Below are 24,199 nucleotides of genomic sequence, written 5' to 3' on the forward strand. Positions count from 1 at the left end.
AAGCGACCTTATGTGCAGATACTGCTGTGACACGCAGTGCGCCATCTGACCTCCAAGGATGGAGGGAATGCCGAAAAATGTCGGGAACATTTTCGGCCCTGTTTCGGAAGCTCTCCGGCGTATCTACACCGAGCATCTAACGTCTCTTCGATTCATCGCCGATTGTTTTCGATTAGGAGGCAGCATTTGGCCACATTTGTATTTGTGAGGGATTTGAAGGTCGTACCTTCATGGCAATCTATCGCCTGCCCGGCGGGGGCTGTGCAAGCACTCTTTTGGCACGCCGACTTTTTGTCAAAGAGAGTCGCCCCTGGAGGCTTCACGGCGGTACTGACCTACATGGATGTAGGGAATGCCCAAAAAATGTAGGGAACATATTTGGCCATGCCGCCGAGAGCCAAAAGTGTGCTTAAACTCGGTATCTAACATTTCTTCGGTTTGGCTTCCTCTGGTGTCCTGGGACTCTCGGTTTGTTCCAAGTTGCGGCGTTTACCTGAATGCTTTTTGGGAAGGGGTTTGAAGGTCGCACCTTCACTGTGACTTATCACCTGCGGTGGGCTTATGTGCAGATACTGCTGTGACACGCTGTGCGCCATCCTTGGCCGCTCTGCGGTTTCATCCCTGAAACCGAAGGTCACAGCCGTATCTACACTTGGTATTTAACGCTTCTTCGATTGGACCTGATCCGGGCAAGTGGGCTCAAGCCACTATTCTTGTTAGTAAAGCTCTTTAATTAAATGTGACCTTGCATGTTGTATAGCCCTGACGAGATAGTTTAAAGTATCACCAATTAAGGACAGAGCTAGGCCAACTCGAATCAAACATCGACTACGCCATTCAGGGAATGAAAAAGCCAACCAGCATGCGCCGATCACCTCTTTTAGAAGATGACTCTGACCCCACTTATTTACATGCTTGGTCTCCTACCTTACAAGGTAGCGTACCTTGCAAGGTCTCACTAATAAGTTGTTATGCATCTCAAGGGTAACCCATACCATGACTACAACCATCTCTGAATACATCGACGTTCGTCAGCGGATTAACGACTTAGGTTGCCTCAATCCAACGGGGTTGGCTTTGCTTCCGTCTAACTTTGAAGCGGCGTCTGATATTTCCACATTTCGCCAGGTCTCTGAAAGCGCGACTGTCAAGACGCTATTGAGAACATCTAATGTCCCACTAGACGAATTGTTCTCCAAGGAGCAACGTTTTCCCTATATTCAAAATAATGCTTTCGAGTGGGTGGCTCCAACACTGTTTGTGTCTGTTGGTTTGCTCTCACAGAATTCCTCCTACTTGTCCCTTGCGCTTAGTGTAATTGCAAACTATGCCACCGACTTTTTTAAGGGGATGAGCGGCGAAAATGAGGTAAAAATGGATATTGTGGTAGAACGAACAAAAAGCAAAGTCTGCAAGAAAGTAACTTACAAAGGCCCACCGGAGGGCTTGAAGGATTTGCCGGAAGTTATTAGGGCCGCTTCAGATGAATAACGATATATCTCCTTTCATTTCCACATTTAATGCCAAGGTAAAAGAAGCTGAAATATTTCTATCTATTGCCCGAGATAGCACCTTGCAGCTGGGGGCCATTGAAATCCTCGAGGCATTTAGGGAGTCGATTGCCGCCGAAATGGCGACTGCCATCGAAAATAAGAGTGAAGATTATGCGAACCTATTGCTTGGCTGTACTTGTGTCACTACAGCTCTGGTTGCGGAACTAAGGATGTGGCTGTTGCTGAAAGAGAACAAGCCAGATGCAGCATGGGAAGAATTGGTTACGGCTCAAATGGCCACGGTTGATGCAGTTCGTGCACACTCTGGATTTGAACACCTCGCGGAACACAACCGGAAGCTAGAGGCGATAGAGCGTCTTGTTTTTCCGCCTCAAGTCTTTATCAGTTCTGGAATGATTGTGGGAAAGCAAGAATGCTCAATATGCGGTGCTGAATATGGTGACTGTGATCACTTAGTCAGAAAGCCATATATGGGGCAATTTTGCTACATCATTGCCAAAGATCTTTCGCTGGATCACGTGGCTATCGTAGAGCATCCAGCAGACAAGCGGTGTAGAGTCCAACACTTTGATGTGGAAGGTGGGGTACGTAATCGCATGACATGGAAGGTTGAGCCAAAAAGCGATGCATAACAAGGCGCTGCTGTCGGACAAATTTTTCGCTGCGCTTCAAATTCGCTGTAGAGCGCGGCGTTATACATATTTGCAAACTGCATGATCGTGCTTTTTATTAAAACAAAGGATATATCACGTGCGCTCAAGGATTAAGATTCACATATTTGCTTCAATGCTATCACTTATCGTTTCTAATGCCATTGCGGAAACTTTTCCTACAATATCCGGCAATGTATCTAGTCAAGAATGTTCAGATGCTTTAACACTCGCCAGATCCATGTTTAACTCAAAATCAACACAACTATATGCCCCACTCGACATTCCTGAAAATCTAAATAGTAATTTAATTTTAGGTTCATCAGCACTTGATATTTCTGGTGGCGCCGCATTAGAAGCAGATCAAGACCAGTTTGAAAAAGTTCCTCAATTTGGAGAAGAATCTATACGCAGTGTTTACTGGGAAAAGAATATTACGGGTGGTGTACGTATTGCAGTAAAAGAAACTAGTTTTGGCTGGCGTGGAGATATGTATTCACTTTTTTTAATTGACTCGGAAGCCCAGAAAAATGAGTTTCTGCAAGATTTACAAGAAAGCTATGGTCACTCCAAATACACAGCACTAATTGGAGATGTTTGGAGACCGCCACTTATCTTTCTTTCAAAGCAAACAAAAAGAAAATGGTTCATGTCTGTTGGCCAGCCTTATGATTTTCTAGCACCATGGGCTATATATATAAATTCTTCTGAAGCATTCGACCAATCCTGCACAATCAAATTTCGTCCGGACGTCAAACTCTCTCAGTCATTATTACCAAACCCAGTTCAATACTTCGCCCATCTTTTGGATGAAACAATGGGGCCAGGAAATGATGAAGGTACGTTACAACCAACTGCTCGCCTAAGAAACCATGTTCAGGATGTATGGGCAAATGCAGCTCTCAGACCATGGGCTCTTTCTGACTCCGATACCTATAACTCAACGGAAGAAGTTAATATGGCTTTAGCAGCATGGTCTAAAACTGGTTCTTCATATAAAAAGGTTTATGCAGAAATCATCAAATCATATCCGGTCGCAGAGAAATCACTCTCATACTTCTATATAAACAATTTTAATTTATCAAAAAATCAGGCTGAAAAGATTGCTAAATGGGTACTAGATATAGCGTATCGTGCGCATTATAGTTTTCCAAATGGTTCAGACTATTTCCGCTATGACAACGTTAATACAAATCCATGGGATGTTAAAAATTAAAAATATGTATAAAAAGACACTGCAGGCGTATTTCATGATCGTGCCTCGTAAATTTTAGCCGGGAATTCTGTTCCCACTACGTGAAGCGTTACTAGTCAAATATGGATAAAATTGATTACACAAAGTATAGCGTCGAGGAATTAGAAGACGCATATAGGCACATTGATCGGGATAGATGGCCTGATCGCGTAAAAGAAATAGAGCTGATTCTTAATGATCCGGTTAAGCGGCGAGCACAGGTTAATACTGATAAATATCGTAAGAAAATAAAAGAAGAACGTGCTCAGAAGTCAAGGAAGCGAAGGGAGCCTCTAGGTTATGCACTAATGTATATAGTGCTAGGTGTTTTAGTCTCATTTTTTGGATTACTAGCTTCGCGGACAGGACAAGGAACAACCGTTGATTCCATGGGGGAAAGAGTCTTAATTGGAATAGTTTTTTTTGCTATTGCATATTTGTATTTTAATAAATGGCGAAAAAGCGCCGGTAAACGCAGGCACAAGTAAATCTAACCGAGCCAGTACTGCTTCCGTTGTTTGCTGGGTTTTGTTTTACTCGGTCGAAGCTGGTGACGTTGAGCTAGTATTCCTAACCTTCACTATTTTTGTCCTTGGCCATTTGGCAGGCGAGCTTCAGCATTTGAACTCGCCACCTTAGATTCTTCTATCTCAAATTTAGCCGTTGACGGCTATGATGGCGGGGCGTTGTTCCATCTTGGCGAGCCAGGCGGTGAGGTGGGGCTGGTCGTCGTTTGGGGTGATCTCTAGGTGTTTGATGAAGCTCATCATCACGTAGGCGGTGATGTCGGCGATGGAGAACTTCTGGCCGGCCACAAAAGGCTGCTCGGTGAGTTGTTTCTCAAGCGTTGGCAGAAACTCTATCACGCGCTGGCGGGACTCTTGGCCCCAGGCCTCGACGCAGCGCTCTCTGTCTTCATACACCTTGGTGATGTTTCTAAAGGCCTGGAAGGCGACGAACAGGCCTTGCAGCTCGCAGATCCTCTGCCACATCTCAACCTGAGCCTTCTCCAGCGGCGTGTCGCCAAACAGCGAGTGTGCTGGCGCAGTGATTTCATCGAAATAGCGGCAGATGGCCACAGATTCACATAGGGTCTGACCGTCGTCGAGTTCGAGTACCGGAATGCGGCCGTTGACGCTGATGGCCTTAAACTCATCACTCAGATTGTCACCGGCGCGCAGGTTGAGGCTCTCACGCTCAAGACCTATCTCTTGTTCGTTTAGACCAAGTTCCTTAAGGAAGATATTGACGCGTCTGGCGCTGGGGGTCATGGCTAATTCGTAGAGTTTCATCTATCCCTCTCTGAGTCTTGTGGAAGTTGTTGTGGTGGCCTCAGTTGAAGGTTTTTGCTTTAACTGAACGCTCGTTTAGAATAGAATCTAAATCATAACTGAACGTTCGGTCAAGAAACTTGTTGCGAACACTTTTGACTAATATTGAGCAAAATCATCTATGGCGAGAAGTTGTAATTTTGATAGGCAGGAGAAGCTGGTAGAGGCGATGGAGCTCTTCTGGCAGAAGGGCTATGCCGACACCTCGGTGGCGGATCTGGTGGATCACCTTAAGATCAACCGCTTTAGTCTGTATAACAGCTTCGGTGACAAGCTGAGTCTGTATCGTGAGGCGCTGGGCTACTACTTCGATAACCATGCCATGCCCAATCTCACGCCCCTGTTTGCCGAGACGGCTGGCCTAGATGAGTTGGTGACCTATCTGGAGGAGTTTATCGTCAGGCAGTCTAACCAGCCCTTCGGCTGCTTCTTGCAAAATGCCGTGCTGGAAAAATACCTAAGCGATGAGGTGGTGCAGGGGATCTGTACTCGCCTGTTTGACGAGCTGCATCAGACCTTCGAGCGGGTGCTGCAAGGGGCGCAGCAACGCGGTGAGTTGTCGGCAGGTGTCCAATGTGCGCAGCTGGCAAGCTTTCTGGTGATGCAGATGCAGGGAATACGTGTGCTGGGCAAGGCGAGACAGCAGGCGCGTATCGCTCAGGCCCGTGAGGTGCTTATGGGTTATCTTAAATCGCTAGCTGCTTAAGTTGCTCGCTAACTAGTTTGTTTAAGGCGCTCGAATCAAGGCCTTACTAATGCTTTATCTCTGACGCTTCTAGTGCCTGTCGCCTAAAGGACGACAGGCTTTTTGGGTTCCGTTACTGCTATTTGGCGCCCTTTATCAGAGGGATGCCGTTAGTGCCGACCGGAATGTAGACGGTAGTGTGGTTGGGCGAGTCGGCCATCTTCAGCTGGGCGTTAATCGCCTCGTGCTGTAGGTAGTTGGGGGTCAGGGTCTCATTGATGATCTTCTGCGCCTGGGCGATACCCTTGGCCTCTTCGATGCGGATCTCCGCATCCTTCTGGGCGATCTCCTTCTGGGTCTCTTTTTCCGACAACAGCTGCTGGGCAGCGAGTTTCTTCTCGACCGCGATAGCGACTATGTCGGGATAGTTGATGTTACCCACGATCACATTGTTGAGCTGAAAAGGTGATGTCTTGAGGTAATCCTTGAGCTTGACCGACACCGCCTGGGCGATCTCCGAGCGGTTCTCTTTGAGCGCCACGCTGTCGTAGCGCTGCACTTCGTCGCGCACATAGGTGCGGAAGGTCTCGCGCACGAAGCGCACATACCAGTTCTCGGCGCCATATTGTTCGACTACCTCTTTCACCGTGCCCGACTTGATGGCGATCACCGCGTGGAAGTTGAAGCTGATGTTGAGATCGTCCTTGGCGAGGATCTTAAAGTTTTCCGTGTAGGTGTTGGGACGCATATCGATGTTGATCACCTCGTTGCGCCACAGGGAGACACCATAGTTGCTGGGGCCTATGAGGGTGCCGCGATAGCCGCCCGCGCCGAAGATGCGTGGCTTCTCAAACACATAACCCTCTTCCCCCGCCGGGGTGTTGGGGTTGGTGCAACCCGTTAGGCCAGTGGCCAGCGGCAGTACGACCAAGAGTGGTGCGATAAATTTCAGACGGCCGAGTCCGCTTAGGCGTGGGCCGAAAGTCTTGTTGGTTTTACGATTAAACATCAAAAATCCTTTTTAATAATCAAGATCCAGGGCGAAGCAGAGGTAGCCCATGAGTTTGTTGACCTGGTTAAACTGTGCGGCGCACCAGGTGTCGAAATCTTTGGCAAACAGCTGCTGAGTGTCGAGCGGCTTGATGGCGATAAAGTCTTTACGCTTGAGCTCGTCTAACATGGGGTGATGCTTGTCATAGCCCTTGGGCGGTCGCTGCAGGCTGTCACCCTCCATGGCAAATCCGGCGGCGCTTAGCTGCTTGAGCGCCTGTTTGTAGGCATTGGGGTTATCGTCGATGCAGCTGCGGATCTGGCTCAGCGCCTTGCTGTCAGGATGCCAGATCCCGGCGCCGAGAAAGCAGCCGTCGTTGGCGATATGCAGGTAGAGCCCGGGAGCGTGCACATCTTTGCCCTGAAAATGGCGAAACTGAATGCCCACGTTGACCTTGTAGGGAGTCTTATCGCTACTGAAACGGGCATCGCGTTGGGGGCGCATCAGGCTGCCGCCGACCTTCTTGGGCACGGCCGTGAGGCGCGGCGAGAGCTGCTGGATATGGGGCGCCATGGCGCCGATAAAGTTAAGCGCCGGGGTGCGAACCTTGGCCTCATACTCGGCCTGGTGGGCCTTGAACCAGTCACGCTCGTTGTTGCTGGCCAATTTGGCGAGAAACTCGAGACAGTCCGGGCCGAAAAGCGCTTCCTTGGTGGCAGGTGTGGTCATAATCTATCTACTTAAAATCTATCTATTTAAAATCAATGTATTGAAGTATTGAATAAATTACCATAAGAGATCCCCGGAGTGTTAATGCCGCTTGCTATGGGATAAGGTCACTCGTTATAAAGCGCGATAGCTATGCTATAGTGCTCGCAGCCATGATTGACTGTGATGACAGGAAGAAGAGATGAAAATTTGGGTCGATGCCGATGCCTGCCCAGGCGTGATTAAAGAGATACTGTTTCGCGCTGCCGATCGCGCCGAGATTGCCGTGACCTTAGTGGCCAACCACGCCATGCGGATCCCGCCATCGCGTTTTATTCAGCTGGTGACTGTCTCCTCTGGGTTTGACGTGGCCGATAATGAGATAGTGCGGCGCGCGGCGCCTGGCGATCTGGTGATCACCGCCGATATTCCACTGGCCTCAGAGGTGATCGACAAGGGCGCCCTGGCGCTGAACCCTAGGGGCGAGCTGTATACCGAGCATAACATCAAGTCTATTCTCAACATGCGCGACTTCATGGACACCATGCGTGCCAGCGGCGTGCAGACCGGCGGCCCGGCGGCCATAGGCCAGAGCGAGAAACAGGCCTTCGGCAATCAGCTGGATCGCCTGATCACTAAATATCACAAGCGTTAAGCAGCTTAAGCTATTTAGCCCTAGTTTTAACTGCCGTCCGTCAATTAATGAGCGCCAATCTGGCGCTTTTTTTATGCTCGAAAGTTAGTGCTTGCTGACGCCAAAGTACCTGTCTGAGTGGGATAGGCGTTGTCGACCTGTGTGGCACACCTCACATAACCACTTGATTCCGATTTTGTTTACCTTGCGCTCGCTGGCGAAATCGATTAACGTAAAACAAAAGTTTGGTGTGCAAACATTTGTTTGTCTCTTTATATTTGCTTGCTATAGCTTTGCATAGCCAGACAGTACCGATGCAGACACTACACATGCACACATTACCTATTGCTTAGTGAGATCGCCTAAATGACGGAACGTGAATTAGAAATCTTAGCACTACTCAAGCAAGACCCTTTGATCCCCCAGCAGGAGCTGGCCGACCGTTTAGGGATCAGCCGCTCCGCCGTGGCGGGGCATATCATGAATCTCACCAACAAGGGGGTGATTCGTGGCAAGGGCTATATCCTGGCCGAAGCCAAGTATGCCATGGTGATCGGCGGCGCCAACATGGATATTCTCGGTCGTCCGGCGTCTAGCCTGCGGGTGGGGGATTCCAACCCGGGGAGCGTCAGCTGCAGCCCAGGTGGGGTGGGGCGTAACATCGCCGAGAATCTGTCCCGTTTGGGCTCGGATACCCGCCTGATGACCGCCGTGGGCAAAGATGCCTATGGTCAGCAGATCGTCGAGCACTGTCAGCGCGCCGGCATCGACATGAAACCCAGCCTGCAGCTAAGCGATGGCGTGACCTCCACCTACCTCTCTGTGCTTGATGGCGACAGCGACATGCATGTGGCGATCAATGACATGGCGATTCTGGAGCGTCTAGGGGTCGAGCAGCTCAAGAGCCAGCAGGAGATGCTCAAGCGCGCCAGCCTGGCGATTATCGACGCCAATCTGTCCGAGGCCGCCTTGGCCTACCTGCTCAGTAACTTCGCCGACATTCCGCTGTTTGTCGATACCGTCTCCTGCGCCAAGGCGGAGAAGATCAAGCCCTATCTCAGCGCCGTGCATACCCTCAAGCCGAACCTTAAAGAGGCCGAGCAGCTCTCTGGGATCTCCATCGCCAACTATGGTGAGCTGCCAGTGCTGGCGAACTGGTTCCACGAGCAGGGGGTTAAGCGCGTCTTCCTGAGCCTGGGCATCGACGGTGTCTTCTACAGCGATGGTGAGGAGCAGGCCCATATTCCGGCCATTCCGGTGGAGATGGTCAACGCCAACGGCGCCGGCGATGCTTTCCTGGCGGGCCTGGCCCACGGCTTTATTCAAGGCTGGTCGACCCGTCAGTCGACCGAGTTTGCCATGGCGGCGGCGGTGGTCGCCCTGTCGGATCTGGCAACGATCAACCCTAACATGTCTGAAATATCAGTTAACCGAGTTATCAAGGAGTCTCTATGTTAGCGCAGTACCTAGATATCAACCCAGAAGTGAAAGCGGCATTGGATGCCGGTCGTCCCGTGGTGGCACTGGAGTCGACCATCATCTCTCACGGTATGCCTTACCCGCAAAACGTCGAGACCGCCCTCAAGGTGGAGCAGATCATTCGTGATAACGGCGCGGTTCCTGCGACCATCGCCATCCTCAAGGGACGCCTCAAAGTCGGCATGACTCACGATGAGATCGAGTATCTGGGTAAGGCGGGTCAGGCGGTGATCAAGACCAGCCGCCGCGACATTCCCTTCATCGTGGCTAAGCAGGCCGATGGCGCGACCACGGTTGCGTCTACCATGATCCTGGCGGCGATGGCAGGCATTAAGGTGTTTGCGACCGGCGGTATCGGCGGCGTGCATCGTGGTGCCCAGCAGACTTTCGATATTTCTGCCGACCTGCAGGAGCTAGCCAACACAGATGTGGCCGTAGTCTGCGCCGGTGCCAAGTCGATTCTGGATATCGGTCTGACCCTGGAATACTTAGAGACCCAAGGCGTGCCGGTAGTAGGTTATGAAACCGAGACGCTACCCGCCTTCTACACCCGTGAGAGCGACTTCGGTGTCGACTATCGTCTGGATACCCCTAAGCAGGTGGCCGATGCCATGACGGCCAAGTGGCAGATGGGCCTCAAGGGCGGCGTGGTGGTCGCTAACCCTATCCCGGCCGAATATGCCCTGGATAAGGCGATGATCGATCAAGTGATTAAAGATGCGGTGGCCGAGATGGATGCCAAGGGGATCTCAGGTAAGGCATCGACGCCTTTCTTGTTGGCCAAGGTCGCCGAGAAGACCGAAGGCAGCAGCCTGGCCGCCAACATCCAGCTGGTATTTAACAATGCTAAGCTGGCGGCGAAAATCGCCAGTGAATACAGCCGTTAAGGGTAATCTGACGGTGATAAAAAAGAGCGCTTAGGCGCTCTTTTTTTGTGAGTTTACGGGCGGTTTATCTTGAGATGATTTTAATTCGTGAGCTGTTTAGCAAGTGAGCAGCTCATCGCGGATCAGTCTTAGCAGATAGGTCTCGCGCTCGATAGACAGGCCCTTCTTGTCGCTATGGGCCATGGTGTGTTCGTTGTGGGTAATCGCCTCATGAATATCTATCCATACCGGGCGCATGCCGTTTTGCAGTTCATGGTGCTCGAGCCTAGTATCGCCAAGCTCTTCGCCAATGGCGCAGACAAAGCAGTAAGACTCCATCTGGACAAAATCGAATCCGGGTTTATACCAGGGGCGAAACTCCTGGTAGCGGCCGAACTCGCTCAAGATCTCGATAGTATGGGCGCCGGTTTCCTCTTCCAGCTCCCTAAGCAGCGCCTGGCGAATATCTTCGCCCTTATCCACGCCGCCACCGGGAATGCTGTAGTCGTGATACCGCGCCGTGTAGAGCATCAATATTTGGCTACCCCTGAGCACTATGGCGCGCGCCGCGCGGCGGATGAAGCCCTGTCCGGTTACCTCCTCTGGCGTGGCGGCATTAAGGTCGGGATGGATAGTGGATTTCAGCAGGCGCATAAGTTGACTCACTTGAAGATGAAAAAGGATGCCAAAGATAACAGGCTAGGCGCTAAGCAAGTCCAGCTGCGCCTGATAATCTGAGATGGCGCGCTCGAGCAGCGCTTTCTGATCTAACTGACTGCCTCTGACCACCTGATGATAGTGCTTCAACAGACGCCTTAGGTAGGCCTGCTGCAACTCAAACGGCGCCTGTGACCAGAGGTTGTCGCCAATCGCCGTGATGGGACGCTCGCCGCGGCGCGCCACATGCAAAAGCTCGTAGCAGCGCTTGTTCTCGCTGATGAGTCTCTCATCGATCAGATTGAGCGCCATGGCACTTAGCCTGTCTCTGAGCAGATAGGTGTGATGCACGGGGCAGAGGAGAAACTCTATGCTTTGCCCGAGGGCGTCGGCGCAGGCTTGAATCGCGCTCACCAGCTCGCCGGTCAGCTCGCCGCCGACCCCTGCGATGATCACCAGCTGCGGCGTGTTGCTCGGATAGTCTGCCAGCGGCAGCTTGGCCACATCCGTGCAGTGCACCCGCCATTGAGGGCTGGTGGCATCTTGGTTTAGTGGGAAGAAGCGCTCGAGTTTATCTTGCAGGGTCTGCATGATGCCAGGCACGATATCGACAAAATGCAGGGTACCGGCCACCTGTTTGTTAAGCAGGGCGGCGCCGAGCAGGCCGTGATCGCAGCAGCAGTCCCAGATATGGGCGTAGTGGCCATCGACCATGTCTTGCAGGTGAGAGAGGCGTTGACTGAGTTTCAAAGGGGAGGCTCGTCACCGGGAATGGCGGTTGTATCGACATTGCCGGTGTTTAATGGGTTGCTTGGTCTAGGGTGTCAAAAGTTAAAGCAGATCGATTTCCAGCTCGATATCCGTACAACCCTTCTTACAAAACACGCCGTAATGGCCTGTCTGCGCCTTCTCGGTGGGCACGATCAGCTGCAGTGGTTGTTTACATTTTTGGCAATCGACTCTGTTGCCCTTAAATAGCCGCTTGATCAGATTCTTCTGCTCGTTAAAGGAGGCGGCCGTGCTCTTGTTGATGGCCGAGAAGTCTACTGCTTGGTTTGCTGGCGTGGCGTTGTCTGTCATCGTCAATGTCGTTAATAGTGGCAAATGAAGCCCTAGTATACCAGCCTTGGTGCGTTGCAACAGCGCTTTTACCAGCCGACAAGCCGGGATCTGTATTGCAAAGCGTCTTGCCTGATGATCGCAAAGCGTCTTGTCTGGCAGCGCGATAAGTCAGCCAGCGAATTCCACTCCCGAGTAAAATGTACGCTCGTGCAACATATGTTTATTTTTTGTTAATACCTTGTTGCTATCAAGTTGGTGTGATAGCTTGTGCCTTGTTGTGTGGTAGTAAATGCCAAATCAGGTCGCAATTGAAGAGAGATATACCGCGGCATTTGCTATTCAGGGAAGTTCTAATAAAAAGACTCTTAACAAAATAAATATAATGGAGAGACCTCTATGAAGTTAACTAAGTTGGCAAGTGCGGTAATGGCATTAAGTGTTGGCCTATCAACTCAGGCATTTGCCGATGATGATCGTTACATCATCCAGGTAGACAATGGCAGTAAGGGTGTCGTTAAGGCACTGGCTAAGCAGTTAGGCGCACAGATCCATGTCGATGGTGAAGGCTTTATCGCTGCAACCTTTGCGGGCAAAGATTTGGCCCAAGTAAAGGGACTGTTAAACAACCCACACGTTAAATTGGTCGAGGCGGACCAGCGTCGTCATCTGATGAGCTTTAGCGATGATGCGGGCAACCCAATGACGCAGCAGGTAACACCTTACGCTGTGTATCAATCACAGGCTGATCAGCTGACTTTCAACGCCGCAGCCGGCATGAAGGTTTGTATCATCGACTCGGGTCTTGACGCGTCTAACCCAGATTTCGAATGGAACAAGATCACTGGTGACAACGATTCGGGTACAGGCAACTGGAACGTCAACGGCGGCCCACACGGTACTCACGTTGCCGGTACTATCGGTGCAGCTGACAATAATGTTGGTGTGATCGGTATGGCGCCTGGCGTCGACATGCACATCATCAAGGTATTCAACGCTGAAGGATGGGGTTACTCATCTGATCTGGCCCACGCCACTAACCTGTGTAGCGCGGCCGGTGCCAACATCATCAGCATGAGCTTAGGTGGCGGCGGAGCTAACTCTACCGAATCTAACGCTTTCCAAGCCTTCGTCGATGCAGGCGGTCTGGTGGTTGCCGCTGCGGGTAACGATGGTAACAACGTACGTTCATACCCAGCGGGTTACCCATCGGTCATGATGGTGGGCGCGAACGATGCAAACAACAACATCGCCGATTTCTCTCAGTTCCCATCTTGTACTTCGGGTCGTGGTCCTAAGGCGACTTCAGACGAGACTATCTGCGTGGAAGTGACTGCCGGTGGTGTGGACACACTATCAACTTACCCAGCAGGCATGGCGACTGCGTCTAACCTGACCGCGGACGGCGCTTCATTTGCCAGCAGCGCGATGGAAAACTCAGGCACAGTTTCAGGCAACACCTATTACATGGGCACTGCCGAAGCGACCGATGCTGGCGCTAACGGTAACATCTGTGTGATCGACCGCGGCGTGATCTCTTTCCACGACAAGGTCGCTAATTGTGAAAGTTCGGGTGGTGTCGGTGCGATCATCATCAACAACGAACCTGGCATGCTTTACGGTACCCTAGGTGACACCAATACTACCTCTATCCCAGCAGTAGGTACTGCACAGGAAGATCGCGCGGCGCTGCTTGCGGCGAGCACTGCAACGGTAGATATCGGCACTGCCGACTACGGCTTCATGAGCGGTACTTCTATGGCGACACCTGCGGTATCTGGTATTGCGGCGCTGGTTTGGTCTAACCACAACCAGTGTACAGGTAGCGAGATCCGTGCGGCGCTGAAAGCGACTGCCATGGACAGCGGTGCACCGGGTAAAGATGAGTACTTCGGTTACGGTATCGTTCAGGCTGCGGCCGCCGATGCTTACCTGACCGCTAACGGCTGTGCCGGTGGCGACAATGGTGGCGGAAACAACGGCGGTGGTGATTTCACTCTGTCGGCTAACGGCTACAAGAACAAGGGCGTTAAGACAGTTGATCTGACCTTCTCTGGTGCCGCAGGTGCAAACGTAGATGTTTACCGTGATGGCAGCAAGCTTGCGACCACTTCGGCTAGCAGCACCTACACCGACACCATCAACACTAAGGGTGGCGGAACTTACGTTTATAAGGCTTGTGATGAAGGTACTTCTACCTGTACTGCCGAGCAGACAGTGATCTTCTAAACAACTCCCTGAGTAACACTAAAAACGCAGCCTAGGCTGCGTTTTTTTATGGTTAATTCTTTAGCAATAGATGGGCGTAAGGAAAAGGAGCAATAAACAGTCCGTAAATGACTTCGTGATGCCCTGAGGGTAAGCGGCTAAGTGTTAGCCTTGTTCAGTTTTCTTTGCTCAGTTTTCTCTGTAGGTCCTGCCTTACTATCTCTAAAGCCGCCAGTGCCACATCTGGCTCAATCTCATGACTCTCCAGAAGATAAATAAGGTCTACGGCGAGTTTTATTTCGTCACTCGCGTCATCAAGAGCCGTCTTAGTTGTAGATGAGTTACCTGGTGCTTGCGTCATATTCTTCCCTCAAATGCCTGCTGTCGATTCTCACACAGCGTGGCGATGGGAACAAGTTGCCTAAGCTATCTCCTTAATGGCTGGTCGAGATAAAAAAACAGGCCATAAATGGCCTGTTTTAGTGTGATGAACCTACGGGGATTAGTAGGTATATTTGGCTTCTAAGAAGACGTAACCACCATTAAAGCCAAATGGCGTATTGGTTAATGGATAGACGAAGATGCCATTGAAGTTATTGCTATCCGGACGCTTCTCCGGGTAGACATCAAACAGGTTTTGCGCCCCGGCGGTAAAGCTTAGCGCCTCAGTTGCCGCATATTGCACTGACAAATCCATTACCCATTGGTCGCTATAAGTGACATCGCCAGAGGAATAACCCACAGTGTAATCGCCGAAGTAGCTTAGACGAACGTTGGTTTTGAAGTCGCCAAGCCTATGGGTGAGTCCCAGGTTGCCTGTGTTGTTTGGCGTGGCCGAGGTCATACGGGTTTGTTCGATACGATCGAAGAGCTCTTTACCTACGCCGTCTAACACCTGCGGGAAATGAATGTCTTGAATTTCCGTTTTGTTATAGGCATAGGCCAGGTTGGCTTGCAGATCGCCCCAAGCGCCGATATCAAAATCCTGACTTATTACCAGATCAACCCCTCGGGTTCGGGTATCGACGGCGTTGATGAAGAAGCGTGCCGATTCGGCGTTGGTGCCGGCAAGGGCCTCAGCGACCGCCGGTGAATCATCCGGCGTGACTGAGCTCGACAAGATGATTCGGTCATCGATAGAGATCTGATAGGCGTCCAAGGTCAGTGCCAGGCCCGCATCATTGCGATAGACCAGACCTAGACTGAAAGATTGTGATAATTCTGGCTCGAGCTCATTGATCCCTAAGCCTTTTGTCACCGGTGACAGGGTGTTGAAGGTGCCCGATTCTGTCGGTACCAACTGACCCGTGACGGGATCTGGGTTAAACAGGGTAGAGATGTTGCTGAAATACAGCTGCTGTACGCTAGGCGCTCTAAAGCCTGTGTTGATGGTTCCGCGCAGTGCCAGGTTGTCGGTAAAATCATAACGGCCCGCTAGCTTCCAGCTGGTGTTGTCGCCGAAGTCGGAATAGTTTTCGTAACGCAGCGCCGCCGCCCAGTAAAAGTCATCGGTTAACTGGTTTTCAAGCTCGACATAAACGCCTGTGTTATCTCGGGTCTCGTCGACTTCAGATTCTGGGGTAAAGCCCGAGAAGCCCTGGCTGCCGGCGGCGCGATTATCGAAACCGCCATTGATGTAGGAAGCACTCTCGCCAGCTTCAATTTGGTAGCCATTCTTGCGCCATGACACACCCGCGGCAAAGAGGATCTCTGAGTCGTTTGCAAAGTTAAAATAGCGCGACGCATCGATATTCAAGTTGGTTTCACGGGTCGACAAAGTACCTGCATCAAACTCGGTCGGGCTGTCGGGGCCCAAAGATGCGTTTAATGAGTTAACAATATTGTAGTTAAATGAGTTTTCGCCATGGCCTGCGGAGGTATCGATGTTCCATTCACCCAGGGTGAACTCATAACCAAGCACCAACGAGGTGTCGATGATTTCAGGGTTGATCTGGGGTAAGAAACCGTCGGGGTACACCTCGGTTAAGTTACGCTTATCCAGGGCTCTGCGGTAGAAGGCGCCTGATTTTGTTTCGCGTTTGCTCACGCCACCGAAGGCGTACAGCTCGCCCTTGTCTGAAATGGCCTTGGCGGCGTTGATGAACAGGCCTAGGTTGTCGTATTCGGCGTCGCCAACCTGGTGGCTCTTGCGATTAAAGCTGGCTTCGCGAGGATCCGGTGAGCCATCGGCTAATTCTGGATACTGCTGGCGAGGATCTAGTCCAGCGCGGTTAGTGCTGTCTTTATGGTGTGCTTCGAGTGAGACATTGACGAAGCCATCGTCACCCAGGGCGATGCCATGGTTGGCACCCAGTCGCCACTGTTCGCCGTCACCCGCGTAGGTTTGGCCAGCCTGTGCCGATACGCTACCACCTTGCTCATTGTCTTTTAGCACCACGTTGATGACGCCGGCAATCGCATCGGAGCCATATTGTGCCGATGCACCGTCACGCAGGATCTCGATACGCTTGATTGCGGTCATCGGAATGGCGTTCAGGTCGACGTTAGATGAGCCTTTACCGACTGTGCCACTCAGATGGACCAGTGCCGAGCCGTGACGACGCTTGCCGTTGACCAAGACTAAGGTGTGATCCGGTGATAGGCCGCGCAGGCTAGCCGGGCGCACCGCATCTGAGCCATCGGTTACCGATGAGAATGGAAAGCTGTAGCTGGGTGCGGCAAATTGCAGTGCCTTTGCCGTTTCTGTCATCCCCGTCGATTCTAGCTGCTCGGCGGTAATAATGTCCACCGGTGCCACACTATCTGTGGCGGTACGTAGTGCGATACGTGAACCTATGATCTCGATTTTTTCGAAACTGGCTTGTTGATCTAAGGTCGCTTGTTGATCTTCAGCGTGGACGCCAGGAAGGATGAGTGCAGATGACACTGCTAATGCGGAAACAGCTAAGCGCATAAGGCCTCTTAATAATTGGTATGTAAAACAATAATGAGAAGCGCGGGATAATATCACTGTAACAATTGTTACATTTAGAAGGATATGTACTAACTCAGTGCAGACGGTTCTATTGAGTACTCGCGATAGCGTATCGAAGGAGCATTTTATCTCGCCTAACGCGCCCAGTAGATAAGAGTAGATATTGAGTGCATTAACCATCAAAAACGACGGCTGCTTTGGGTAAGCAGCCGTCGTGGAGAAGACTCATCGTATGGGCAAATAGCCAGGCTGATTGGTCTATTCTGGAGAGCAGCGAGTCACTGTCAGCGGCGCACTGCGATGCTCCTCGGCATCTGAGATAAAACACTCATCACCGCTTATCCAAAGCTGGACTATCTGCGGTAGCTCAAAGTTGCGGCCCATCAACAGCTGACCATTAGGATCCCTATGGGGATTGCGCTCCAGCGCCAATCGACTGTTTCGGGTGAACGCGTCGGCGGCTAGGGTCACTTTCTGCATCTGTAACAGCTTGGCGATGGCGTTTTCCAGCTCAGCCAGACTCTCTGCACTCGGCTCACTGACTAATGCTGGCACTGGGGCTGGCACAGGAGCTGCCAAAGCTGCATCTTGTGCCTGTAGTGAGCAGCCAAGGAGCGTTAACGGCATGACGCCGAGTATGATACGAACTATGCGTTTCATCATAAATCCTACTTAGGCTGAGTCAGAATCCGGTTATTAAACAGCAGGTTTTGATTGCGGGTATCTTGCAGCACATAACCCGCATCGACAAACTGAGGTTTCGCCTGGGTACGTGACGCCTTTGCCACCTGAGCCGGGCAGCTGTTGTTGTCACGGTAGTAGAGCGCCGCAGCCAACTGGCCTTCATCTTGGTCGCCTAAGGCATGATTGAAATCATCTGCTACGTCACAGCCTGGCACTTCGCTTTGTAGCGTCGGGTTGCTGCTGGGGACGAAACCGTCTGAGTAGTCGCCGAAGCCCTTGTCGTTTTCCCCCTTGAACTGAATGGTGAAGTAGGTGGTGGCGCAGTTCGGTGTTGGGTAGAAGCCATAGGGCTTACCACAGGTGGTGCCGCCAATCTGGATCACCTCGACATCGATACCGCGCAGGCTGTTGATCAACGCCTCGCTGGCCGAACAGGTATCGTCTGTGGTGAGCACGAATACTCGAGACAGGTTAAGGCTTGGCAGGCTCTGGCCACCGCTCAACAGACTTGGATTAAAGCCAATGGTTTCATCGATGAAAGGCATAGGTGTTAAGGTCTGGCCCGTGACAGGATCTTTGGTGGGGTACTTGTCGTTAAAGGTGCTGCGCTCGAAGATACGATTTTGCGTCGCCTGCTGGCCGGCAATCATGTAGCCGAGCTGGCTCGCCATGGCCAATAAGCCGCCGCCGTTGTAACGCAGATCCAGTACCAGATCGTCTACCTTGGCATTGGCCAGCGTGGCGATGGCATCAAAAAGGCCGCGCTCTGCCGTGGCGATGTGGGAGTTAAATTGGAAGTAACCCACGTTACCCGAAGGGCTGGCGAGCACCTTAGTGTTCTGTACTGGGGTTGAGACCACAGTTTGCGCGGTGAGCACCACATCACGGGTCTGGCTGGCGCCAAGATCTAGGATGGTGAAGCGTGTTTCCTGGCCGTCGTCACTGGGAAAGAGGCCGTTATTCAGGGTATTGATCGAGGCCGTGTCGTTGGCATCTTTCACGCTCACGCCATCTATGCTGACGATGACGGCGCCACGGGCGATATTGGCGTTGGTGGCCGGTGAGCTAGGCTCAGTGTAGGTCACGGTAACCTTTCTGTCTGCGGTGCTGCTGGCCTGCTGGAGATGGAAGCTCATGCCATAGCCAACCGAGGCGCCCGATTGATTAAGCTGTTCCCATTCGCTGGTGGGCATAGAGAAGTGGAACTGATCTTTGGGGTTGCCCGTGGCCGACAGGTTTTCGGTTTTCAGTAGGCTGAAATATTCTAAGACCTGGTAAGGCGCCGGATCCCTATCTATGATCTCGCTGTACCAAAGGTAGGTGTCGTTACTCCAAGAACGTAACCACAGTTTTTCCTTGAGACCCGCGTCGCATTGGTTGGCCAATTGTGCATAGGGAGTAAATTCTCCCTCGACCCATTTCACCGTGCTGCCCGTGCCTATGGAGCCGCCGCTGCCAGAGGTATCGCTACCGCTGCCACCGCCGCTACAGCCAGTGAGCAAGAGGCCTGATGCGATCAGGCTTGTAAACAGAGCATTTGAGATTGACTTCATAAATAATCCTTTATTATTAAACTCTTGTGTTTGGTGGCGTTGCAATTGTTAACGGGTCTCATGCAGGAAAACATGGGTGTAACAATTTCTTGACCATCTTAGCTAAGAATTGCATATAGGTATAGCCTAAGTCGCGGACGGTCTTGTGTTTTCCTGCTCGTTTTCCATCTGTTTGTAGCCGATTACATCGAGAAGGCGACCTTAATAGGGCGTGCATCCAGATAAACCGCAGATATTGCAGCAGAAATGGTCGAATATGCAGGCTTTTGGCTCGTTCTAATTTGGCCGCGCTTTTCTCGCTTGCACCCATTTAACTGCATCTTATAGCCAGCCGCCAACTGCCAACTGCCAACTGCCAACTGCCAACTGCCAACTGCCAACTGCCACTTGTCATGCTTTTGCTGGTGATGAGCCGCCTAAGGGAGCGATTGCGCAAATAGCACACTAAGTCGACTTTAAGATACAAGGAAATTGAGTTGCAATATCAATAGGCTATGATTAAATGAATCTTGGCAGCCATTGACCACTTTGCCCCTTGTTAACAAGTTGAATCCATGATGAATAATTACCTGCTCGACCTTATCGCCGTGACCTGCTTCTTTAGCTGCTGGATAGGTTACGCTCGCTTTGCCCGCAAGAAGGCCAAGAACACCCACTGTATTGCCCGTTGCCTGCATCAGCATCGTATTCATTGGATGTATCAGCTGCTGGGACGCGAGGTGAGGGTGGCGGAGGCGGCGCTGCTGGCCAACCTTGAGCGAAACATCACCTTCTTCGCCAGCACCACTATGCTGGTGCTGGCCGGGGTATTGACCCTATTTGCCCAGGTCGAGCGGTTGGAGGCGGTGATCGCCTCTATCCCCATGACGGCGCCGCCGGTTCACATGCTGATCCAGTTCAAACTTGGCATATTGACGCTGATCTTTGTGATGGCCTTCTTTCAGTTTACCTGGTCGATGCGCCAATATGGTTTCCTCAACGTCATGGTGGGGGCGACCCCAGTCGATAAGAGTGGTCAAGATGAGCAGCTAAAGGCCTATGCGCTGCAGATGGCGATAGTGCAGGACAGGGCGGCCCATGCCTATAACTATGGCCTACGCTCCTACTACTTTTCGATGGCTGTGCTGGGCTGGTTCTTCCATCCACTGCTGTTTATCGTCTCTAGCCTGGTGGTGGTCTACACCCTGTATCGCCGCGAGTTTAAGTCCAGGGCGGTGCAGGCGATCACTCAGGGAATGTTGATCCTCGATGAACGCGAGCAGGCCAAAGCGACTAAGACTGTCTAGCGCTAAATAGAACTAGAGCAACTGACTACCCAGAGCCCAAGATTGCCCTGAGCAACTGACTGCCCCGCACCACTATTCGCCGAGCACTAATTTCCGATAAGGTTAAAGCGTCTTAGGATTAGTGGTCTCTAAAAATTAGTGGCTTATGAGAACACGAGAGCAAGCAACGGGGTGTCTATGGGGCAGGGTGGCGAAGTGTAATCTTTAGGTATCACTTGTTATCTACTTGTTGCGCGTTGTTTTTATTAATGTTTTATTGCTTGGCTTTTATGAAGTTTTTATTGCGCTTTTCCTAAACTATGGCGTATTGTTAGCGCCGCTAGGAGAGCGCAGATATTTATTCTCATAAATATCATAAATTTACAATGGATTGTGTAAAACACCTTTCTATTTTTTGTCTTTTATTCTCCTAGCTTCATAAATATAAGGGAATACATTGATGAAAAAATCAGTAACAGCCGTTGCCATTCTTCTTGGTCTTAGCAGCATGAGCGCCATCGCTGCCCAGGACAATGCCTTTCAACACGAAGCCGGTTTGAACTATAAGTCTAACTCTGAAGAGTTTGGCGATGGTATCTGGAACGCGAACTACCGCTACTATGTGACGCCAGTGGATCAGAAAAGCAGCCCATATGCTTTAAATGGCTTCCTGGCGCAAAGCTCTAACCTGGGTGCTTACTACAGCAACTTCGACGATGCCGACCTGGACTCTTACGGTATCGATGGTACTTATGTATTCGCCTCTAAGTGGTTTGTTGGCGTGAACTATCAGAAGCACGACTATGCTAACTTTGACTTCGACACCTATGGCGCCGAAGTGGGTTATTACTTCAATGACACATCAGCTGTGTCTGTCTTCTATGCCGATGGTGATGAAGGCGTCGAAGAGAGCTATGGTGTGAAGGTTCGCAGCTATATCGCGCTACAATCTACTGCCGGTGTGGATCTGCAGGCTAACTGGACTCACAGCGACAGCGACGACATGATCAATCTGGGTGCAGACTGGTATGTGAACAATTCTTGGTCTGTGGGGCTGGGTTACACCAACACCGACGATGATGATGCATTCGACGTGAGAACCGCGTACTGGCTACGTATTTCTGACAACGTCTCGGCTAACTTCGAATTGGCTCGCGTATTGGATTCAGATTTCGACGGTGTCAACATAGGTCTTGGCGTAGTCGGTCGTTTCTAAGATTTCTGTCAGACAAATGTTTGAGACTCAACGTCTCTTATCTAATGTCTCTGACTAAGTGTCTCTGCTTTAAAATCTTGTTTTCAAGGTGAGAGACATAGTGAGTAACAAAGGCCTGCTAGCGCCCTGGCTTGGCAGGCCTTTTTCTTATCTTCTTTTGCTGATCATATTGATGCGTGGCGCAGTGCTAATCCTTTTCTGGGCTCTGGTCTCAGAACTGTGGCCTTTGGGGCCAATGCTTTGCTGCCTATTTTGCTTTTTTTGCGCCCAATCTTCTTGCTGCTAGCATTAAAACTCGGTGGAGTCGAAGGTGGCTTGTATCCTGAGCACTTCGGGGAGAGCCTCATGGAGGGCGGCGACACAGTCGGCATCCAGCTTATTGCCCGCCAGGCGTGCCAGCTCGGCAAAGGCATCGCTATTGCTCCAGGCGGCCTTATAGGGGCGCTCACTGGTGAGGGCATCAAACACGTCTGCAACCGCCACGATTCTTGCTTCGATCGGCACAGCTTCGCCAACCAGTCCCGCTGGGTAGCCAGAGCCATCCATCGCCTCATGATGACAGAGCACAATATTGCGCAGCATCTGGGTGTGGTCCAGATTACTCAGGCGATAGTTACACAAGAGTTTGTCGATAAGATCCCGTCCAGACTCACAGTGTTTCTGCATCTCGGTGCGCTCATCTGGGGTGAGCGGGCCACGCTTAAACAAGATCTCGTCGGGCACTGTGATCTTGCCAATGTCGTGTAGAGGCGCAAACATGAAGATATGTTCGATGAAGTGATCGTTTAAGCCTCTCTCATCCGCCACGCGCTGGGCGATCAGCCGTGAATAATGGGCCATGCGGCTCAGGTGGCCTGCGGTTTCCGGGTCGCGAAAATGGGTGACATCTATGGCGGTCTTCATGGTCGAGGCCAGGGTGATCACCTCGCTTAACTCGTTGATCACCATCAGCGCCAGCAGATTGCCGATAAGATCCAGATGCTCCACGCAGCGCTTGTCGAACACCTGCTCGTCGTCACCGTTAAAGAAGATAAAGCCCAGCAGGGTATTGCCTGAAAGCAGGGGCAGGGTATAGCTGCTGCGATAGCCCGCCTCATAGATCTTGATGGCGTGCTCGTGTCGGCTGTCTCGGTAGATGCTAAGATCTTGCACTATCCTGGCCTCTCTTGAGCGGGCAACCTCTTGCAGCGAGTGGCACTGGCTGAGATTGGCCTGATAGTGGTTGAGAGGGGAGGGCTTGCCGCTATAGATAAAGGTGCGCACTATGTCGCTGTCCTGGTCGAATAGGGCGACGGCGATACGGGTGATCTGCGGCAGCTTGGCCTGGGTGGTGGCGTGAAGGTGTGACAGCTTGCTCATGATAGAGGGGTGCTGATTAAGGTCCGTCGAGGTGTAGTACATGTGCCGCTCCCTTGGCGTGTGGCCTGCTTGCGCGCAAATCGCTACCCATCATTATAGTCAACACATCGGCAGAGATAGCATTATACCTATGGCTTAGGGGCAAAAGCCGTAAAACCATGACCTTAATCAAGAAATCTGAGTTAACGGTTTTTGCGACCTCGGCCACTAAAACCTGATTAGAACCTTATTTCAGGTATTTGCTAAACCATGCTATCGCCTCCGTTATCGAACGCGTCGAGTGTTTCACATAGGGGTCGAAGTGACCGTCTGGCAGCAGGCAGAGCCGCTTGGGCTCGCGTGCATTGTTATAGGCTGACAAGGCTATGTCTGTCGGTGTGACAGTGTCATTTTCAGCGACTATCATCAAGAGCGGTGTGGGACTCACGCGCGCAATCCAGAGCCCAGGCTCATACTCACAGGCTTTTTCGCTGGACCTGAGTGTGACCCGATTCTCCCATCCGTCGGCGAGCGCCCAGGCTTTGCTGTAAAACGCCATGGCTTCATCGCTGGCATAAATGCCGGATTCCTTATCTTGGGGGATCACTCCTATGTAAGTGGGCGTCTCGCCCTTGGACCGCCTTGTCCTGTCCTGTTCAAATTCTTCTTGTACTGCGCTGAGTCGTGAACCTGCGCGGCGAAGAAACGTTTGATAGCCGCTGATGGTCGGCACCTGGGCGACGACACATTTCACTCGGCGATCTAAGGCGCCCAACATGATGGCATGTCCACCGCTAAAACTTGTGCCCCACACGCCTATCTGCTCGGCGTTAACCTCGGGACGAAAGCTCAGCCAGCTGATCATCTCCCTCATATCTTCTATCTGTTGATAGGGGATGATCTCGCCTCGGGGTTCACCGCCACTCTTGCCGAAATTTCTGTGATCATAGAGCAGCACGGCGAAGCCCGCCTTCGCAAATGCCTCGGCGAACTTGTCGATGTACAGCTCTTTAATGGCGGCGAAGCCGTGGCTCATCACAATCGCCGGGGCTGGTTTATTCAGGGATGCTTCTTCGCAGGCAGGCAGATAAAGCCAGGCGTCTAGCTCGACGTCGTTGGCTGGCACCTTAACGCTGTGGCGGGTAAATTGACTCATAGTCACCTCTCTATCACTCATTGACTCGGAATTTCT

The 24,199-nt window shown here is 51.6% G+C and carries 23 protein-coding genes; 11 read left to right on the forward strand and 12 right to left on the reverse strand.

Features of this window, described 5'->3' with window-relative positions:
• Nucleotides 1-996: 996 nt before the first annotated feature.
• The 4 genes from K0H81_RS06030 to K0H81_RS06045 all read left to right on the forward strand — a co-directional run bounded on the left by K0H81_RS06030 (nucleotide 997) and on the right by K0H81_RS06045 (nucleotide 3,886).
• Nucleotides 997-1,491 (forward strand): hypothetical protein, encoded by a 495-nt coding sequence (locus tag K0H81_RS06030; protein WP_220060234.1) that lies wholly within the window; start codon nucleotides 997-999, stop codon nucleotides 1,489-1,491.
• A complete protein-coding gene (locus K0H81_RS06035) occupies nucleotides 1,484-2,146 on the forward strand; it encodes a hypothetical protein (RefSeq protein WP_220060235.1) in 663 nt (220 codons plus the stop codon). Before K0H81_RS06030 ends, K0H81_RS06035 begins: the two co-directional genes overlap by 8 nt.
• Before the next feature lie 118 nt (nucleotides 2,147-2,264).
• The gene (locus K0H81_RS06040) at nucleotides 2,265-3,380 is read left to right on the forward strand and encodes a hypothetical protein (protein WP_220060236.1); all 1,116 of its coding nucleotides are present in this window, start codon (nucleotides 2,265-2,267) and stop codon (nucleotides 3,378-3,380) included.
• A gap of 101 nt (nucleotides 3,381-3,481) precedes the next feature.
• Nucleotides 3,482-3,886 carry a DUF3169 family protein gene (locus K0H81_RS06045; protein ID WP_220060237.1) on the forward strand — a complete coding sequence of 135 codons (405 nt, stop codon included), beginning with the start codon at nucleotides 3,482-3,484 and terminating at the stop codon, nucleotides 3,884-3,886.
• Nucleotides 3,887-4,054: 168 nt separating this feature from the next.
• Here K0H81_RS06045 and K0H81_RS06050 read toward each other — a convergent pair whose 3' ends face one another.
• Nucleotides 4,055-4,690 (reverse strand): glutathione S-transferase, encoded by a 636-nt coding sequence (locus K0H81_RS06050; protein ID WP_220060238.1) that lies wholly within the window; start codon nucleotides 4,688-4,690, stop codon nucleotides 4,055-4,057.
• A gap of 160 nt (nucleotides 4,691-4,850) precedes the next feature.
• Here K0H81_RS06050 and K0H81_RS06055 point away from each other — a divergent pair, with 160 nt between their 5' ends.
• Nucleotides 4,851-5,435, forward strand: coding sequence for a TetR/AcrR family transcriptional regulator (locus K0H81_RS06055; RefSeq protein ID WP_220060239.1), 585 nt, complete (start codon nucleotides 4,851-4,853; stop codon nucleotides 5,433-5,435).
• Nucleotides 5,436-5,553: 118 nt separating this feature from the next.
• Here the strand turns inward: K0H81_RS06055 and K0H81_RS06060 are convergent, their stop codons facing one another.
• Nucleotides 5,554-6,423: an SPFH domain-containing protein gene (locus K0H81_RS06060; RefSeq protein WP_258406400.1), complete on the reverse strand. Its 870-nt coding sequence runs from the start codon at nucleotides 6,421-6,423 to the stop codon at nucleotides 5,554-5,556.
• Nucleotides 6,424-6,435: 12 nt separating this feature from the next.
• Nucleotides 6,436-7,134 (reverse strand): DUF2461 domain-containing protein, encoded by a 699-nt coding sequence (locus K0H81_RS06065; protein ID WP_220060240.1) that lies wholly within the window; start codon nucleotides 7,132-7,134, stop codon nucleotides 6,436-6,438.
• 181 nt (nucleotides 7,135-7,315) lie between these two features.
• Between K0H81_RS06065 and K0H81_RS06070 the strand changes: the two genes are divergently transcribed.
• The 3 genes from K0H81_RS06070 to K0H81_RS06080 all read left to right on the forward strand — a co-directional run bounded on the left by K0H81_RS06070 (nucleotide 7,316) and on the right by K0H81_RS06080 (nucleotide 10,113).
• The gene (locus K0H81_RS06070) at nucleotides 7,316-7,768 is read left to right on the forward strand and encodes a YaiI/YqxD family protein (protein ID WP_220060241.1); all 453 of its coding nucleotides are present in this window, start codon (nucleotides 7,316-7,318) and stop codon (nucleotides 7,766-7,768) included.
• A gap of 345 nt (nucleotides 7,769-8,113) precedes the next feature.
• The gene (locus K0H81_RS06075; protein ID WP_220060242.1) at nucleotides 8,114-9,205 is read left to right on the forward strand and encodes a PfkB family carbohydrate kinase; all 1,092 of its coding nucleotides are present in this window, start codon (nucleotides 8,114-8,116) and stop codon (nucleotides 9,203-9,205) included.
• On the forward strand, nucleotides 9,199-10,113 hold the full coding sequence (locus K0H81_RS06080) for a pseudouridine-5'-phosphate glycosidase (RefSeq protein ID WP_220060243.1): 915 nt from the start codon (nucleotides 9,199-9,201) through the stop codon (nucleotides 10,111-10,113). The genes K0H81_RS06075 and K0H81_RS06080 overlap by 7 nt, the downstream gene beginning before the upstream one ends.
• Before the next feature lie 96 nt (nucleotides 10,114-10,209).
• On the opposite strand, the gene K0H81_RS06085 is transcribed toward K0H81_RS06080, so the two are convergent.
• The 3 genes from K0H81_RS06085 to K0H81_RS06095 form a co-directional block, all read right to left on the reverse strand.
• Nucleotides 10,210-10,746 carry an NUDIX domain-containing protein gene (locus K0H81_RS06085; RefSeq protein WP_220060244.1) on the reverse strand — a complete coding sequence of 179 codons (537 nt, stop codon included), beginning with the start codon at nucleotides 10,744-10,746 and terminating at the stop codon, nucleotides 10,210-10,212.
• A gap of 45 nt (nucleotides 10,747-10,791) precedes the next feature.
• A complete protein-coding gene (locus K0H81_RS06090) occupies nucleotides 10,792-11,499 on the reverse strand; it encodes a tRNA (adenine(22)-N(1))-methyltransferase (protein WP_220060245.1) in 708 nt (235 codons plus the stop codon).
• A gap of 81 nt (nucleotides 11,500-11,580) precedes the next feature.
• Nucleotides 11,581-11,829, reverse strand: a complete 249-nt coding sequence (locus K0H81_RS06095) for a hypothetical protein (protein ID WP_041406678.1) — start codon at nucleotides 11,827-11,829, stop codon at nucleotides 11,581-11,583.
• Between the two features lie 378 nt (nucleotides 11,830-12,207).
• Between K0H81_RS06095 and K0H81_RS06100 the strand changes: the two genes are divergently transcribed.
• Entirely contained in the window at nucleotides 12,208-14,037 is a 1,830-nt protein-coding gene (locus K0H81_RS06100) for a S8 family serine peptidase (protein ID WP_220060246.1), read from the forward strand.
• Between the two features lie 154 nt (nucleotides 14,038-14,191).
• Here K0H81_RS06100 and rsmS read toward each other — a convergent pair whose 3' ends face one another.
• From rsmS to K0H81_RS06120, 4 genes are all read right to left on the reverse strand, one after another.
• Nucleotides 14,192-14,377, reverse strand: a complete 186-nt coding sequence (gene rsmS, locus K0H81_RS06105) for a pleiotropic regulatory protein RsmS (RefSeq protein ID WP_220060247.1) — start codon at nucleotides 14,375-14,377, stop codon at nucleotides 14,192-14,194.
• 141 nt (nucleotides 14,378-14,518) lie between these two features.
• The gene (locus K0H81_RS06110) at nucleotides 14,519-16,930 is read right to left on the reverse strand and encodes a TonB-dependent receptor plug domain-containing protein (protein ID WP_220060248.1); all 2,412 of its coding nucleotides are present in this window, start codon (nucleotides 16,928-16,930) and stop codon (nucleotides 14,519-14,521) included.
• Nucleotides 16,931-17,209: 279 nt separating this feature from the next.
• The gene (locus tag K0H81_RS06115; RefSeq protein ID WP_220060249.1) at nucleotides 17,210-17,611 is read right to left on the reverse strand and encodes a hypothetical protein; all 402 of its coding nucleotides are present in this window, start codon (nucleotides 17,609-17,611) and stop codon (nucleotides 17,210-17,212) included.
• Between the two features lie 8 nt (nucleotides 17,612-17,619).
• Complete coding sequence (locus K0H81_RS06120) at nucleotides 17,620-19,188, reverse strand: S41 family peptidase (RefSeq protein WP_220060250.1); 1,569 nt, start codon at nucleotides 19,186-19,188, stop codon at nucleotides 17,620-17,622.
• 557 nt (nucleotides 19,189-19,745) lie between these two features.
• Between K0H81_RS06120 and K0H81_RS06125 the strand changes: the two genes are divergently transcribed.
• Both K0H81_RS06125 and K0H81_RS06130 read left to right on the forward strand, forming a co-directional pair.
• On the forward strand, nucleotides 19,746-20,474 hold the full coding sequence (locus K0H81_RS06125; protein WP_220060798.1) for a DUF599 domain-containing protein: 729 nt from the start codon (nucleotides 19,746-19,748) through the stop codon (nucleotides 20,472-20,474).
• A 439-nt stretch (nucleotides 20,475-20,913) separates the two neighbouring features.
• Nucleotides 20,914-21,669, forward strand: coding sequence for a putative porin (locus K0H81_RS06130; protein WP_220060251.1), 756 nt, complete (start codon nucleotides 20,914-20,916; stop codon nucleotides 21,667-21,669).
• 288 nt (nucleotides 21,670-21,957) lie between these two features.
• Here K0H81_RS06130 and K0H81_RS06135 read toward each other — a convergent pair whose 3' ends face one another.
• Entirely contained in the window at nucleotides 21,958-23,070 is a 1,113-nt protein-coding gene (locus K0H81_RS06135) for an HD domain-containing phosphohydrolase (protein WP_220060252.1), read from the reverse strand.
• A 184-nt stretch (nucleotides 23,071-23,254) separates the two neighbouring features.
• Nucleotides 23,255-24,163 (reverse strand): alpha/beta hydrolase, encoded by a 909-nt coding sequence (locus tag K0H81_RS06140; protein ID WP_220060253.1) that lies wholly within the window; start codon nucleotides 24,161-24,163, stop codon nucleotides 23,255-23,257.
• Nucleotides 24,164-24,199 lie beyond the last annotated feature (36 nt).

It is taken from the genome of Shewanella halotolerans, assembly GCF_019457535.1.
GTDB lineage: Bacteria > Pseudomonadota > Gammaproteobacteria > Enterobacterales > Shewanellaceae > Shewanella > Shewanella halotolerans.

Bases quoted from the DNA above. Each gene is read 5' to 3' on its own strand.
- K0H81_RS06030 (WP_220060234.1), top strand. From the start codon at position 997: ATGACTACAACCATCTCTGAATACATCGACGTTCGTCAGCGGATTAAC.
- K0H81_RS06035 (WP_220060235.1), top strand. From the start codon at position 1,484: ATGAATAACGATATATCTCCTTTCATTTCCACATTTAATGCCAAGGTA.
- K0H81_RS06045 (WP_220060237.1), top strand. From the start codon at position 3,482: ATGGATAAAATTGATTACACAAAGTATAGCGTCGAGGAATTAGAAGAC.
- K0H81_RS06050 (WP_220060238.1), bottom strand. From the start codon at position 4,690: ATGAAACTCTACGAATTAGCCATGACCCCCAGCGCCAGACGCGTCAAT.
- K0H81_RS06055 (WP_220060239.1), top strand. From the start codon at position 4,851: ATGGCGAGAAGTTGTAATTTTGATAGGCAGGAGAAGCTGGTAGAGGCG.
- K0H81_RS06060 (WP_258406400.1), bottom strand. From the start codon at position 6,423: ATGTTTAATCGTAAAACCAACAAGACTTTCGGCCCACGCCTAAGCGGA.
- K0H81_RS06065 (WP_220060240.1), bottom strand. From the start codon at position 7,134: ATGACCACACCTGCCACCAAGGAAGCGCTTTTCGGCCCGGACTGTCTC.
- K0H81_RS06070 (WP_220060241.1), top strand. From the start codon at position 7,316: ATGAAAATTTGGGTCGATGCCGATGCCTGCCCAGGCGTGATTAAAGAG.
- K0H81_RS06075 (WP_220060242.1), top strand. From the start codon at position 8,114: ATGACGGAACGTGAATTAGAAATCTTAGCACTACTCAAGCAAGACCCT.
- K0H81_RS06080 (WP_220060243.1), top strand. From the start codon at position 9,199: ATGTTAGCGCAGTACCTAGATATCAACCCAGAAGTGAAAGCGGCATTG.
- K0H81_RS06085 (WP_220060244.1), bottom strand. From the start codon at position 10,746: ATGCGCCTGCTGAAATCCACTATCCATCCCGACCTTAATGCCGCCACG.
- K0H81_RS06095 (WP_041406678.1), bottom strand. From the start codon at position 11,829: ATGACAGACAACGCCACGCCAGCAAACCAAGCAGTAGACTTCTCGGCC.
- K0H81_RS06100 (WP_220060246.1), top strand. From the start codon at position 12,208: ATGAAGTTAACTAAGTTGGCAAGTGCGGTAATGGCATTAAGTGTTGGC.
- rsmS (WP_220060247.1), bottom strand. From the start codon at position 14,377: ATGACGCAAGCACCAGGTAACTCATCTACAACTAAGACGGCTCTTGAT.
- K0H81_RS06110 (WP_220060248.1), bottom strand. From the start codon at position 16,930: ATGCGCTTAGCTGTTTCCGCATTAGCAGTGTCATCTGCACTCATCCTT.
- K0H81_RS06115 (WP_220060249.1), bottom strand. From the start codon at position 17,611: ATGAAACGCATAGTTCGTATCATACTCGGCGTCATGCCGTTAACGCTC.
- K0H81_RS06120 (WP_220060250.1), bottom strand. From the start codon at position 19,188: ATGAAGTCAATCTCAAATGCTCTGTTTACAAGCCTGATCGCATCAGGC.
- K0H81_RS06125 (WP_220060798.1), top strand. From the start codon at position 19,746: ATGAATAATTACCTGCTCGACCTTATCGCCGTGACCTGCTTCTTTAGC.
- K0H81_RS06130 (WP_220060251.1), top strand. From the start codon at position 20,914: ATGAAAAAATCAGTAACAGCCGTTGCCATTCTTCTTGGTCTTAGCAGC.
- K0H81_RS06135 (WP_220060252.1), bottom strand. From the start codon at position 23,070: ATGTACTACACCTCGACGGACCTTAATCAGCACCCCTCTATCATGAGC.
- K0H81_RS06140 (WP_220060253.1), bottom strand. From the start codon at position 24,163: ATGAGTCAATTTACCCGCCACAGCGTTAAGGTGCCAGCCAACGACGTC.